At 42.5% G+C, this 14,652-nt stretch carries 14 protein-coding genes; 5 read left to right on the forward strand and 9 right to left on the reverse strand.

Translation table 11 applies throughout. The features are described 5' to 3' along the window. Positions 1-800: CHAT domain-containing protein (locus H7844_11560; GenBank protein MEO5357919.1), on the reverse strand; the 800-nt coding region annotated here is incomplete at its 3' end. A 462-nt stretch (positions 801-1,262) separates the two neighbouring features. Between H7844_11560 and H7844_11565 the strand changes: the two genes are divergently transcribed. From H7844_11565 to H7844_11585, 5 genes are all read left to right on the forward strand, one after another. Beyond that, on the forward strand, positions 1,263-2,933 hold the full coding sequence (locus tag H7844_11565) for a glycosyltransferase family 39 protein (GenBank protein ID MEO5357920.1): 1,671 nt from the start codon (positions 1,263-1,265) through the stop codon (positions 2,931-2,933). Between the two features lie 96 nt (positions 2,934-3,029). Continuing rightward, positions 3,030-3,821: an adenosylcobinamide-GDP ribazoletransferase gene (locus H7844_11570; GenBank protein MEO5357921.1), complete on the forward strand. Its 792-nt coding sequence runs from the start codon at positions 3,030-3,032 to the stop codon at positions 3,819-3,821. Between the two features lie 41 nt (positions 3,822-3,862). After that, entirely contained in the window at positions 3,863-4,516 is a 654-nt protein-coding gene (locus H7844_11575) for a histidine phosphatase family protein (protein MEO5357922.1), read from the forward strand. A gap of 13 nt (positions 4,517-4,529) precedes the next feature. Next, positions 4,530-6,014 carry a cobyric acid synthase gene (locus H7844_11580; GenBank protein ID MEO5357923.1) on the forward strand — a complete coding sequence of 495 codons (1,485 nt, stop codon included), beginning with the start codon at positions 4,530-4,532 and terminating at the stop codon, positions 6,012-6,014. Positions 6,015-6,167: 153 nt separating this feature from the next. Then, positions 6,168-7,379 carry an MFS transporter gene (locus H7844_11585; protein ID MEO5357924.1) on the forward strand — a complete coding sequence of 404 codons (1,212 nt, stop codon included), beginning with the start codon at positions 6,168-6,170 and terminating at the stop codon, positions 7,377-7,379. Positions 7,380-7,386: 7 nt separating this feature from the next. Here H7844_11585 and H7844_11590 read toward each other — a convergent pair whose 3' ends face one another. From H7844_11590 to rsmA, 8 genes are all read right to left on the reverse strand, one after another. Beyond that, a complete protein-coding gene (locus H7844_11590; GenBank protein MEO5357925.1) occupies positions 7,387-7,938 on the reverse strand; it encodes a hypothetical protein in 552 nt (183 codons plus the stop codon). Position 7,939: 1 nt separating this feature from the next. Then, positions 7,940-8,917, reverse strand: coding sequence for a GTP 3',8-cyclase MoaA (gene moaA, locus H7844_11595; GenBank protein ID MEO5357926.1), 978 nt, complete (start codon positions 8,915-8,917; stop codon positions 7,940-7,942). Between the two features lie 3 nt (positions 8,918-8,920). Beyond that, positions 8,921-10,036, reverse strand: a complete 1,116-nt coding sequence (locus H7844_11600) for a molybdopterin-binding protein (GenBank protein ID MEO5357927.1) — start codon at positions 10,034-10,036, stop codon at positions 8,921-8,923. A 275-nt stretch (positions 10,037-10,311) separates the two neighbouring features. Further along, positions 10,312-10,830: a Uma2 family endonuclease gene (locus H7844_11605; protein MEO5357928.1), complete on the reverse strand. Its 519-nt coding sequence runs from the start codon at positions 10,828-10,830 to the stop codon at positions 10,312-10,314. 181 nt (positions 10,831-11,011) lie between these two features. Further along, positions 11,012-12,112, reverse strand: coding sequence for a glycosyltransferase (locus H7844_11610; protein MEO5357929.1), 1,101 nt, complete (start codon positions 12,110-12,112; stop codon positions 11,012-11,014). A 91-nt stretch (positions 12,113-12,203) separates the two neighbouring features. After that, complete coding sequence (locus tag H7844_11615; protein MEO5357930.1) at positions 12,204-13,145, reverse strand: cysteine synthase family protein; 942 nt, start codon at positions 13,143-13,145, stop codon at positions 12,204-12,206. A gap of 304 nt (positions 13,146-13,449) precedes the next feature. Further along, positions 13,450-13,647 (reverse strand): DUF1858 domain-containing protein, encoded by a 198-nt coding sequence (locus tag H7844_11620; protein ID MEO5357931.1) that lies wholly within the window; start codon positions 13,645-13,647, stop codon positions 13,450-13,452. Positions 13,648-13,789: 142 nt separating this feature from the next. Next, positions 13,790-14,557 (reverse strand): 16S rRNA (adenine(1518)-N(6)/adenine(1519)-N(6))-dimethyltransferase RsmA, encoded by a 768-nt coding sequence (gene rsmA / locus H7844_11625; GenBank protein ID MEO5357932.1) that lies wholly within the window; start codon positions 14,555-14,557, stop codon positions 13,790-13,792. Between the last annotated feature and the right edge of the window lie 95 nt (positions 14,558-14,652).

The raw sequence follows: 14,652 nt of genomic DNA on the forward strand, positions 1-14,652 counted from the left end.
AAGAGCTTGCCGGTTATGCCTCTTAGAATCCGCTCGGAGCCGCCCTGAGCGGTTTGACACGATGACAGCACAACAAGCGGGATTTTATAGTTGGGATTTGAATTAATCACTTTTGCAAATTCATCTTCATCTACAAGCTTTTTCTTTAGATTATAATGGTCTTCCAAAAGCAAGTAACCCCGCCCTTCATGAAATGTCCCGTGGCCTGAAAAGTGCAAAATGTGGTATTTGTTGGTCTTGATTTTTGATTTCAGCGCCTCAAGTGAGCCGTCATCAGTGTAGTCTATTTCGACATGGCCGGTTTTAAGAAGCGGCTCGAAGGCTTTCAGTATATCATACTCTTCTTGTTCATATGAAAGCCGTGATTTGTAATCCAAATCAAGCGGGGAGGAAATCATAATAAGAATTTTTAACGGGGCTTCTATATGCGGTGTAAAATCTGATAAGTTTTTATCAATTACAGCAGCCGGCGTTTTTAATATATGGAGGCTTTCAATACTGCCAAGCGGAGTATCTGTCTCTGATTCCTCAGCCATTGACCACGGGAGATTCAGGATTTCGCTGTCGGAGTCTATGAGCCGCAGAGCGTAATGATTGCCGGTTGCAAGTGCATCTTTGACAATGGCCTTGACCTCAGAGTTGGCGTTGATGATGTATGAAAGCTCTTCTTTTAGCGGCTCAAGGATTTTTTTATCAGCTCTCCCCCTGCTTTCCATCTCTCCGGCAAATAGCAAGCCGAGTTCTTTTAAAACTTTCCTTTGCTCGCCGGAAATATTAAGTGTAACGCTTATCCATGGCATTGATACCCTCCTCCCCTGTCATAGTTAACATCATGCGAATTTAATTTAAACAGGAACACATTTCATACCAAGCTGAATTTATTAAGTATATCACAGGTGGCTGGGAACAGGCAACTTGGTATTACTTCTTATTATCTCCTTTAATTTCAACTCCTTTACTCGTTTTGCTTACCTCTATGTCGGTTTTCGGAATTGAAGTTGTTTGCAATGGCATTTATTGCTTGACAAATTATAAACTCATCATCTTTTCTATAGAAAAATCAATATATATTGTCTCATTATTGATGTACTTATTATATTTTTTAAGGAGGAAAGCCTTTGATCTAAATGAGCAAAAAAATCTATAAATCACTCTAAAATTTGAGAAATCCAATCGAGAAATTCCCAACTTTCCACACAACATAGTCAGTATGCGCTTCCGATTTCTTTTTTTAATAAAAAATATATTACAATAAAATGCAAATGAATTTATCTAAGCCCGATACACGCCGCACTGAGTTTTACACATGGCTGTTGCTTATAGTTGCAATGGCCTTTATAACGGCTGTAAGAATCAGGTTTCTGGATTTTCCCATGGAGCGGGATGAGGGGGAGTATGCCTACATAGCAAGGTTGATTCTTGAGCGCCTTGAGCCCTATAAGTACGCATACACTATGAAATTACCCGGCACGGCACTAATATATGCTTTCTTTATGTCTATTTTCGGTCAAACCGTAAGAGGTATCCACATTGGGCTGCTTATTACCAACCTTGCCACAATCGTTGTCATCTATATGCTGATTAAACATGTATATAATGCAACCACCGGTGTTGTTTCAGCAATGTCCTATGGGTTTTTCACCCTTAGTTATTCTTTTTTAGGTTTTTCCTTTCACGCCACTCAACTAATCGTCTTGTTTTGTACACTCGGGCTGTATTTCTTAATGATAGCCCTTAGAAAACAAACCTCTACATTCTATGCAATTGCCGGTTTTTTTCTGGGCTGCGGTTTTTTAATGAAGCAGCACGGCATATATTTTCTGTTTTTTGCCGTATGCTATTTTTTATATCACAACCGGTTAAACAGCCCACAAACCCCTGTCATATTATATATTAAGCAAAATGCTAAATATGAGTTTTCAAAACTATGCTATCTGCTTGCAGCTTTTTTTATACCCCTTATTTTAGTTGTTATGTGGGTTTATTCCATGGGGGATTTCCAGAAGTTTTTCTACTGGACTTTTGTTTATGCCAATAAATATGTTTCAAGTGAAACTATCAGTTCTTCAGTTCCCAGAATTAAGGTATCCTTGCGAGCTGTCTTTAAAGGTTTCCATCTGCTTTGGATATTGGCTTTGTTAGGATTTATTTTACAGTTTTTTATAAAATTACCAGCTGTGAAAAAGGTTTTTACCAATTTGCTCTTTTTTTTTACCGTCTTTGCCGTTTCAGCAGGGCTATATTTCAGACCACACTATTTTATAATGATGCTGCCCGCTGTGGTTATTTTTATCGGCATAGCTGTACAACGCCTTAATGAGTTTCTTACTGAAAAATTTAAACTTCCCAATGTTGCCTTTATAATATTTTTAATTATTGTTGCCACAGGATTTTGGGCAGATAGAAATTACTTTTTTAAATTGCCGCTCCCCCTAATCTGTAATACGATTTACAAAAACAATCCATTTAATGAAGCACCGCAAATTGCGGAACTCATCACCGCCCACACCGGTAAAGACGACCGTATTGCAGTCTTTGGCTCGGAGCCGGAAATACTTTTCTTATCAGACAGATTATCTGTTACCGGATATATATATACCTATGGGCTTATGGAAATCCATGATGGAAACATGATTATGCAAATGGAGTTAATATCTGAAATCATGGCAAATCCTCCTAAACTGATAGTTTATTGCCATGTTTATAAATCATGGACTCCTCGTAAAAACTCTCCACAGTATATATTTCAATGGTTTGACAAAAACATTTATAGCAGGTATGAAAAAATAGCTGTCATTGATTATGTGGAAAACGGCAAATACTCTTATATACAAGGTAATGATGCAAAAGAATATAGCCCTGTATCTGAGGACTACATTGAAATATTAAAACAAAAAGATGGAATTAATAAAAACTTTATCTGGCTTATGTAATAATAATTTTGAATTCTATATCGGATTTCGAGGGCGAGAAAACCCTTTCCCCAAATTCAATTTTTATGTTAATATCCACCAGCTTTTTGTACATCAATGATAATCAGAATTATAAAACGAATAACGGCAGGGTTTCAGTTTTTAACGATAATTCCGCTGCCTCAGTTTCTATACTGCGATGATACGGTAGAAATCGGCAAGAGTTCTGCATGGTTTCCTGTTACAGGTTTGGCTATTGGTCTGATGTCTGCTATGGTTTGGTTTGCTGCAAGGAGTGCTCTCCCTCTGGAGGTATCCTGTTTCATGGTGGTTGCTGCAACGATTTTAGTAACCGGAGGGCTTCACCTTGACGGCCTCTCCGACACATTTGACGCTATCGCTGCACGAAAGCCGCAGCAACAACGCCTCGCTATTATGAAAAGCGGCTCTGCCGGCCCTATCGGAGCCACCGCCATTGTAGTGGTTATTATTCTTAAGTATCTCCTTTTAAAAAATGCAATTGCTCAAACCGGCCTATCCCCTTTATATGTTCTCTCTGTGTTTCCCGTTGCTGGAAGGTTTGCCGCTACATCATGTTTGTTTCTGGGAAGGAGCGCAAAAGAAGACGGACTGGGGTATATTTTTATTTCCAACACAGGGCTTGCCGAAATTCTTCTCTCCGGTTGCATCTCCGTACTGATAACTTCTGCGGCTAATTATATTTTTAACGCTCAGACGGACCCTTTTAGCATCACAGGCCCGCCTGTTTTGATTTTTACTGCGGTGTATCTTTTCAGTGTGGTTGCCACAGTGTTTTTGCAAAGCAAGTTCGGCGGGTTAACCGGAGATCATGCCGGGGCTATTATTGAGGGCGGTGAACTTATCTTTCTGTTTGCTTGTAACTGTTGAAAAGTTATCAAAAATAGTGCTATGATTTATCAATAGTAACAATGGCAACCAGAGTATATCTGATAAGACACGGCGAGACACTTGGCGCTGAAAAACGCATGTACAAGGGACAGACCGATGTGCCGCTCTCTTCAGAGGGTGAGGCGCAGGCGGTAAAGGCCGGTGAATTTATAAGAGGTCACCTAAAAAGCCGCACCGGTTACTCAGGATTAAGCGAACGCTCAGCACAAACCACAATTGAGGCCGTTTATTCCTCTGACCTAAGCCGTTGTGTAAAAACCGCTGAACTTGTCGGTGGTTTTTTCAATCTCAACCCTGTGCCGGTACCCGAATTTCGTGAAAGGAATTTCGGCCTCTGGGAGGGAATGACCTTTGAAGAAATAGACAAAAAATACCCTGACGACTTTGCAAACTGGGCAAAAAACCCGCTTAAATTCAGTCCTGCCGGTGGGGAAAGCACAGAAGACGTCACCAGGCGTACAATGCCGGCACTTAAAAAACTCGTTAAACTTCACTTAAATAAAACAATTGTAATCGTAGCCCACGGCGGCGCAAACAGAGTCATACTCTGTAATTTGCTGAAAATCCCGCTTCGCCATATTTTTCGGATTGAGCAGGATTTTGCCTGTGTTAATGTCGTGGAAATTCACAGGAATCTCCCTGTAGTACTGTTGTTAAATCACACTCATAGGTAGAGCAGGCAATACGGTGGCCTCTGCAATAATGGTTCAGGGTACCGGCTCGGGAGCCGGTAAGAGCCTTATAGCCGCCGCACTGTGCAGACTATTTAAAAATGCCGGATACAGGGTTGCACCATTTAAATCACAGAACATGGCCTTAAATTCATTCGTCACGGCAGAGGGTGGAGAGATTGGACGGGCACAGGCGCTTCAAGCCTGGGCGGCAGGGATTGAACCCTCAGTTTATCATAACCCCATACTGTTAAAATCCGAGGGAAGCGCCGGTTCTCAGGTGGTAGTCATGGGTAAGCCATTTAAGACAATGTCCGCCTCTGATTACTATAAAAACAAGGAGCTGTTTTGGCCATATGTGGTAAGCGCATGGGAGGAGTTAGACAGACGGTACGATGTAGTTGTCATAGAGGGGGCCGGAAGCCCTGCCGAGATAAACCTCTCTGACAGGGAAATCGTCAACATGGCGGTAGCAAAGCTAACATCTGCTCCGGTTTTGCTTGTCGGGGACATTGACAAGGGTGGTGTGTTTGCCTCATTATACGGCACTGCAGCACTGCTTAAAGATGATGCAGCGTTTATAAAAGCCTTTATCATTAATAAGTTCCGCGGAGATGTAAATATTCTAATCCCAGGCAACGAGATGATTCACAATCTAACCGGCATTCCAGTGATAGGGGTAGTGCCTTATACAGGTGGTCTGCAGCTTGAGGAGGAGGACGGTCTGTCACTGGGCAGCCGGTTCACAGGCGGGAATACAAGCACTGCCGGCTTGAAAATCACTGTCTTACGGCTCAATTATATATCCAATTTTACGGATTTCCATGCTCTTTCCTGTGAGCCCGGAGTTGAGCTTGTATATAGTTTAAGGCGCACTGACATTTTGAATTCTGATTTAGTGATAATTCCCGGCACTAAAAACACAGTGAAGGACCTGTTGTATCTTAAAGAGACCGGCGTGTCGGACTCACTAAAGAGGGCGGCTGAGACGGGAATTCCAATAGTGGGGATGTGTGGTGGTTATCAAATGCTGGGCAGCGTGATAAGGGACCCTGATATGGTAGAAAGCAGGCACACCGAGGTAGCAGCTCTGGGCTTACTTGACATTGAAACGGTATTTGAACCCACAAAGGTGACATCTCGTGTAAAGGCAAAAAAAGCGGGCATCATACCTTTTATAGACGGCGAGTTTGATAATCTGGACTGCTATGAGATACACATGGGGAAAACTCAGGAGGGAAACCTTTTTGAGGTAAAAGACGGCGGGCGGACTTACTCAGACGGTCTGGCAAAGGGTAACGTCTGGGGGACATATCTTCACGGGATATTTGATAATGACGGCTTCAGAGATGCCCTGCTTAACGGTCTCAGGGCTAAATGCGGGCTGAAAAGCACCGTAAGCGGTATCAACTATAAACAGCTCCGTGAAGATGCGATAGAGCATTGGGCTGCCATTGTTGCCCGCTCACTGGATATGAATTTCATATATTCTCTGTTGTAATTACAATTCTAACTCAAAAGTAAACGCAGGCGGCTGGGAACAAGCGACGCCTCCCCTGATTCCCCTTTAAGGGAGACGCCCCGGAGCTTGTGACAAAGCCAACAAAGTTAGACAAATGAATTAGAATAGGAATTAATGGTAAGATAATGGAAAATGGTAGTATCAACAACAGAGAATAAACCCAGGTTTTCAGCATTATATGTAAAAGAGTTTAGACACTATTTTATAGCGCAGGCGATATCACTCTCAGGGACGTGGATACACCAGACGGCGGCAGGGTGGCTTGTGTACTCAATGACGAAATCATCACTCTATCTGGGGCTTTTGGGTGTGTCTCTTTCACTTCCTATTTTGCTTTTTACCCTTATAGGGGGGGTCTTAGCTGACAGATTTAAAAAGAGAGAGCTTCTTATTCTGACCCAGGCGCTCTCCATTATACCTGCCACTGTTTTTGCCCTGCTGTTGGCTTTTAACATTATAAATATATGGGAAATCTTAGCAATTTCTTTTTTTCTGGGTGTTATAAACTCAATAGACACTCCGGTTAGACAGTCGTTTCTTATTGAAATTGCAGGAAGAAACAATATTCTCAACGCCGTTGCTCTAAGCTCTGTTATTTTCCATATGGCACGTATGGCAGGCCCTGTGATTGCCGGATTTGTGATAAGCCATTTTGGTTTTTCGATTTGCTTTATCTTAAATGCCGTTACCTTTCTGCCTGTCGTATATGTGCTTATAAAGATGACACTCAGGTGTGACGATAAAAAGCCGGCCAAACAAAGTCTGTTGAAGGACTTTTCCGATGGCCTGGTGTATGTTATCAGGTTTCGTCGTATTGCCTTTATTTTGGTGACAATAACGGTTTTCAGCCTCTTTTGCATACCATATGGTCATTTCATGCCGGTTTTCGTTGACAGGGTGTTTCATTCAGACGTTGTAGGGCTCGGATATCTGATGTCTGCAACAGGAGCAGGCGCTTTTGCCGCCGGTTTTGTGATTGCATATGCCGGTGATATAAAAAATAAGAGAAAACTTATGTCCATAACAGGACTTATCTTTCCGCTTTCTCTTTTTGCATTTTGCTTTGTTAAAAACTTTACACTTGCAATGTTTCTGCTGGCCCTGGCAGGCTTTAACCTGGTCTCTTTTTTAGCCGCCGCCAACAGCTACATTCAGCTTAAAGTACAGGATTCAATCAGGGGCAGAGTTATGAGTGTTTACACTTTGATGTTTTTGGGAATGGCACCGGCAGGCTCTGCGTTGATTGGCTCTCTTGCCCAGGTATGGGGGATAGAGAAAACACTGGCTCTTACCACAAGCATCAGTCTCACCGGTTTTCTGATTTTCAGAAGAAAATGGAAATGATAAGTTATCACCGTGCCTTTATGAAAATCCTGATAAAAAACAGCACAACAAGTGAATATACGACATTAATTATAGTAAAGGTTACAACGGAATTCACCAGTTTAACTCTTGTCTCAAGCAGGTGTTGAATTGAAAATACTGTTTCGTTAGCCACATTCCAGCATTCCTCACTTTTTTTAACAACTTCCCTCACTGTGGCACCGGGCATATTATTTTTATGGTTTGACAGCAATGTTTTAAGTTCCACCCATGATTTGTTTAGTTTTGTTATGCTCCTGTCATACTCGTTTTTGTTTTTATCGCTTAGGTGGATACTGTCTTTTTCCAACAGAGCTTTAATAATCCAATCCACATCAGTAGCCAGTTTTTCGTAATCTTCCTCATTCATTTCCAGTTTAACGATTCTCTGAATAGTGCCTCTTGCCATACCGGCATAGTTTATAATCCGGTGGTCGTTCTCGATTTCGCTCACTTTTACAAAAACAAATAATGTATTTGATAACAACATCAGAAACATCAGAAAGGCAACTAACCAGATTCTATTAGAAGGGGTAATCATTTTAGCCTCCTATGTGGGAAAGATTTGACAGGTTAAACTTTGCATCATGTCTTTCCGGTTTTAGTTTTGCAGTGTTTAAAATAAGTGATTTAAGGGTCTCTTTATCGGCGCCGTTTCTAAGAGGAGTTTTGAAGTCAACTTCAATATTGGAAAAAAGACATGGGCGGAGTTTGCCGTCTGAGGTAAACCGCAGTCTGTTACATTCGCTGCAAAACTGACAGGTAACGCCGCTTATTACACCTATTACACCGCCGGAGTTTTCAAATGTATAGTATCTTGCCGGACCGTGTCTTCTTAGCTTTACAGGTATAATGGGGCCCATCGCTTTTAACCGCTCCATGATTTCACCCATTGATACCAGTTGACTGTCCTCACCGCCGCCGCTTATACATACAGGCATCAGCTCGATGAATCTGACTTGATAGTCACTCTGCATGGCAAGCCGTGCGAAGTCCTCAATTTCATCATCATTTACTCCCCTCAGAGGTACCATGTTGAGTTTAATGGGTAAAAGCCCTGCCTCCTTCGCTTTTTTGATCCCATCAAGCACGCTCTCCAAAGAGCCGCCGCGGGTTATATCACTGTATTTACCGGGGTTTAGCGTATCAAGACTAACGTTTACACGGCTAAGGCCGTTGTCATGGAGTTGTTGTGCATATTTTGCAAGCAACTGGCCGTTTGTGGTCAGACTAATATCGTTTATTGTGCCGGGGGATTTTATTGCTCTTATAAAATCATGCAAATCCTTCCTCAGTAATGGTTCTCCGCCGGTTATCCGTATTTTTTTTATTCCAACATCCGAGGCCGCCTCAATGAACCTGAGAATTTCCTCAAAGGACAGAATATCATCTTTTTTCAGTACATCCGTGCCGTCCTCCGGCACACAGTATATACATCTGAGGTTACATCTGTCCGTTATGGATATTCTGATGTAATCAATGACCCTTCCAAAGGAGTCTCTCAGGAGCGAATCTTCCAAGTGTCATTTCCCAAACGGACATACAGGATATTTACACTCCGGGCAGCTCAGGCAAAACCCGCCGTGTGCCATCTCAGCTAAAGCACGCCTGTCTATAATCTCTCCGGAAAGTACCCTCGGTAAAAGGAGATCAAACACTGTTGTTTTGTTATACATCCCGCAGGCCGGCATACACATTACCGGGATGTCGGCGCCTCCCAAATTGCCATACTTATCGCCCCCGACATATGCTATTAAGAACATTGCCCCCGGCAGCACAGACGTTCCGTAGTTGTACAGATTAACTGGGAGGTTTTTTACCGCTATCGGTGTGATGTCATCGGGATCAACCGACATCCCGCCGGTTGTTATCAGCAAATCAGCGCCGGCATTCAGTAAATACATGAGTTTGCCGTAAATATAGTCAACATCATCGGGAGCATATATATGCTCCATTATTGTACCTCCGAAGGCGGCTAATTTGCGTTGTATTACCGGCAGGAAAGCATCCTTTATCCGGCCATAAAACACCTCGTTACCCGTAATAACAACACCGGCACGCGGTTTTCTAATCTCTCTTATTTTAAGTACCGCCCCGCTTTCGGCGCTCTTTGCCGCAGCCACTGCCTGCTCAACCAGACTGCGTTTTATAACAAGTGGTATCGCTCTGACGCCACCCAGTTTGACGCCCGTTGTGACTACTGTATTGGTGTGCAATGTAGCACACATCACATCTTCAGCCATATTAAAACTTGTGAGGGCGGCTTTATCAATTATTACAAGGCCGTCCCTGCCTGCTATAAAATCAATCTTGCCCTCTTTGGGCTCTCCTGATGGATAAACGCCTGTTTCCTTTGAGTTTCCTATAAGCGCATTTGCCAGTGTGTGTGCGGCGTCGTCCTCGTGAAGTTCATCATCACCTATTTGCAACAGATAGATGTTGTCCTTGCCAAGCCTCTGTAAATGCTCTATGTCTGCCTTAGTTATTACGTGGCCTTTTTTAAATGCCCTTCCTTTAAACTCCCCCGGCCTTATTTCCGTTATGTCATGAGCTAATATGCAACCTTCCGACATGTGCACGGGAAGTGTGGCAAAACCCTTTTTGTTTTTCTTTGAGTTTATGTTATCTGATTCACACATTGTTGATTCACTCGCTATACTCACTTACATTAACATATTACAAAGGTATTTTTGTTACATGTGAGCTGGAGAATTTTTTTAATCATTATATCTAATACCAAGTTGCAGTTGGAAGTATAAGAATTGGCTGCTCTCCGGGCATCCTCGCGCAGCGGCAGGGCAGTGCTACCCCCTACAGTTTGATAGAAACAGCATAGACAAATAAACTTGGTATAAACGCTTGTGTTGTGGCGTTGGGATATCCGGAACTCTACCTTTAGACGGTAGAAAGGGAGTTACTCAAAAACATCAGTAATGTTGACTTGAAGGCCTTCAATGACTTTAGATATAACAAATCCTTCAATAGCCGCAAAGGAGTGTAATTTATACTTATCACCAATGATGGTTAATACCTCTATAGTCTGTGGCTCCGGCATAACTATCCAGTACTCAGGCACCCTGTAGTTCTCATATATCACCTTTTTAACTACCGTATCCATCTCATAACTGCCTGAAGATATTATCTCACAAACCATATCCGGTACGCCTCTTATCCAATCCTTAGCAATACTCAGGTTTTCCTTTTTTATAAACAGTATATCAGGTTGAAGCCTGTTAATCCCTTCTTCAAAGATTATGTCAAGCGGAGAAAAAAACAATTTCCCCAATTTATTTTTTCTGATATGTTGGTTTAGTATATTATACAAATTAGCCGCTATATCCTGATGTTTAAAAAATGGACTAGGTCCCATTATTTCCTCTCCATTAATAATTTCAGTTAAGTCTAAATCTGTAAATATAGTTTCCGTAAGCATGTTTTATCTTAGCGTCAAACTAACGGTTTTGTCAATTATAGTATAGTGGATTCCAAAAGTGAGACAATCAGTTAAAATAGAGCTGGTTGTAATCATTGTTTTTCGTATGATTGTGTAAAAACTGATAAAGACATCTGATTAGCCTATGTGGTGAAAATACCCCAACCCACTGCTGAGGGGTTTAAACAACCGGCTTTTTAAATCCGACGGAGTCCAGCATGCGTTTGATTTTATTTTTTCTTAAGCTCTCTGCTACTAATATTGCCTCTATATCCCCAAAATCTCCGCCGATAAAATCATTGATGTCATGCAGGGGAAGCCCGTTAAATGAGTTAGCTTTAACTGAGATGTCTATGAAAAACTTAACATCCATACCTTTTTTTCTGCACTTTTGGAGATACATCACGCCCTCGGGGCAGGCTCCAAATATAGCAATAGTCTTAGCAAACCTCAGAACAAGAAACCGTTGAATAAACTCGGCAGTGTTTATGATTTTAAACTTCAGGGCATATACCAAATTGGCCGCCTTACCGATTAAGCGGTTAAAACGTATGATATCTATATAATTAAATTCTATAAATATCTTAAAATGCTCAAAAGCCGGCAGATGCTTCCAGTATGTTTTGGAAAAGACATAGGAATTCATTTTAAACCGTACATTTTCTTTGGACTTTGTAAAATCAAAGCGGCGATAAGTAGCAAGCAAGGCGTCAATTTTGTAAAACCTGTAGTGCAGGGCGGATTTCAGAAGAAAATCCCAGTCCATGTTATAGTGGTTTGCGGTATTAAACGGCCCCACAGTGTCAAGCACCTCTCTCAGAAAGAAATATCCTCCCGGGTTATGGCAAAATGCGTTAAATTTCCACCATCTGAGCATTGTACTAAAATCAACCGAGGGGGTGTTAATCCAAAATGTTCCGTTTTCATTAAGTACCCGTACATTTCCAACGACAAACTTCTCACCCCTGAGAAAATATGGCACTACGGAGTTAAACGCTTCCGGCTCGAAATAATCATCGCTGTTTAAGTAAACGATAATGTCTCCTTTGGACATAGCAAACCCTTTGTTCATTGCATCAGATTGCCCATTGTCGGGCTCTGAAATCCACCTCAGGTGTGGGTAGTTGTTGAGCACTTCTGTTGTCCCATCCGTTGAACCGCCATCTGCCACTATATGTTCAAAATTTGGATACCCCTGCCGAAGTACGCTCTCTATGGCGTCCCTTATATATGCAGCGCTGTTTAAAGAAGGTGTTATAACTGATATAAGCGGAGTGTTCACCGGTGGTTGTCCATTATTTGGACAGGTGAAAACATTGCTGTGCCCTTAGGTAACAAACTTATTGTAGCAATGTGCATAATTTTATAGTTATTTAGGGCGGGCAATCTGCGCATATGGACTTAAACAGTGTGGTGCTCAGGTATCTATCTCCTCTGTCAGGCAATATCACTACAATTACGCCGTCGCTCATGCCCTCTGCGACTGTTACGGCTGCTGCGACCGCCGCCCCGCTGCTCATACCTACAAACAGCCCCTCCTTTACCGCCAGGGTACGCGCCATTGTAAAGGCAACCTCATCCTCTACATTTATCTTGTCATCCAGTTTTGACAGATCCAGTATTCCTGGCACTATGGACTCCGCCATGTTTTTGAGTCCCTGAATTTTATGTCCCAGCAGAGGTTCCACCCCGATTATCCGAATCGAGGAGTCATACTCTCTAAGCCTCCTGCCCGTACCCATGAGCGTTCCGGTAGTTCCCATGCCGGCCACAAAGGCACTTACCTCCCCTCTGGTTTGCTCATACACCTCCACCCCGGTTGTTTCGTAGTGTGCCCTGATGTTGGCAGGGTTGTTAAACTGATCCGGCATAAAGTAGCATTGTCTGTTGTCATCATATATCCTGTGTGCCATGCGGATGGCACCGTCTGTGCCTTCACTGCCGGGACTTAGAATCAGCTCCGCCCCAAACGCCTCCAGAGTCATCCGTCTTTCCATGCTTACACACTCAGGCATGACAAGCTTCACCCTGTAGCCCCTCGTTGCCCCTACCATGGCTAACCCTATACCGGTGTTACCACTTGTGGGTTCAAGGATTATTTTGTCTTTTGTCAGCACCCCCCGGTTCTCCGCATCTTTTACCATATACCACGCTATCCGGTCCTTAACGGAGCCGCCCGGGTTGTTGCCCTCCAGTTTGGCCATGATTTTTACTTTACGGTTGGAGGTTACGTTTTTAAGGGATATAAGCGGAGTATTGCCTATTGCGCTTATAACACCGTCTGAGACTGTCTCTATCATTTTTCCCGGCTCCATTGGGCTCTCTTATCTATTTCCGGCTCAGAGCCGAAAGCCGGCTTCTTTGAATATTAACATAAAGGCTCTCCACCTGCTCCTGAGTTTAAAACACAATGCTATTATAGCATTTACAACATCAGCATTTCAAAGCTCAGAAGTCTATCAGGCAGGGAATGCTTAACTAGTGTGCACCGTGAATAAGAGGCGGCAGGCAGCGCACACAGACAACCTTCTTCTGCCCCTCATGATAACAGTCAAAATACACTCTCTGTGTGTCCTGGGTCCCGCATACGAAACATTTTAATTCCATTGTCATAGCTCCTTATAATGAGTTTATTTCATCCACTATCTTCTGGGGATCCAGATTGTGCATCATAGCGCCGAAAGATATTGATTCCACGTTAATCCCCTGGCATGTGAAGCAACCGTTACCAAAGTGTTTTTCTATCACATCCCTTGCCCCCGGTACATCCTTTATAACCTGCCCAATCAAAGAGTCTTTCGTTATTTTCTCAGCCATAGCCACCCTCCTAAAGGTTATCACAGTTTTTATATCTATATTTTAATAAATCTGTCAGTACATACATATGAGCTGTATCATACTATGAAGGTTTTTGTCTTTTTGTAAAAGTGGTCTTGACAAAGGGGGGGCGCTATGCAGCTTATGAATTATTATAAAGGCTGTTTGCAATAGCGCCAAACTCATGCACTGAGAGAGTTTCCGGCCTTGCCTTTTCATTAATTTTTAATTCTGAAAGGACGTCTCTTATAGAGGGAAACGGTGCTTTTAGACTGTTTAAAATGGTTTTTCTCCTTTTAGAAAAAGCAGTTTTTACAGTTTTATAAAATATTGTTTCATCATGTAACTTTATTGCCGGCTCCTTTAGCATATCAATCACAATAAAGGCGGAATCAACCGCAGGTACAGGCCTGAAAGCGCTTGCCGCAATGGTAAACATAACCCTCGGCAGGGAAATGTACTGGAGCACCACAGAGAGTGCGCCGTAGGTTTTACTTCCCGGAGGGGCTGCTATACGCTGTGCGACCTCCTTTTGCATCGTAAAGGCCATTGAAAGCAGTTTCGGCCTTTCCGTAACAAGTCTGAAAATCAAAGGTGTCGTTATATAGTAAGGGATATTACCGGCAGCCTTAAAATTTGCAATGCGACAATAGTCAAAAGTCATGGCATCCCCGTGGACTAATTCAATATTACTCTGAGTTGAAAACCGTTCCCTTAGTCTTTCATAAAGATGGCGGTCAAGCTCGATGGCAATGACATTACCGGCTTGTTCGATGAGTTTGGCTGTCAGGGAGCCGGTTCCCGGGCCTATCTCTACAACCATGTCATCAGTTGTAATGCCTGATGCGGAAACAATATTTGACAAAATCGCCTCATCATAGAGAAAATGCTGGCCTAGTTTTTTTCCCATATGCTCCACCCCTTCAGAACAATAATGCCAAATAAAATATTTTTAAGATGCCATGTCAATTATATTTCTTTTTACTGATTTTATACAAATAAGAT

The sequence above is a fragment of the Nitrospirae bacterium YQR-1 genome, from assembly GCA_039908095.1.
Lineage (GTDB): Bacteria > Nitrospirota > Thermodesulfovibrionia > Thermodesulfovibrionales > Magnetobacteriaceae > Magnetomonas.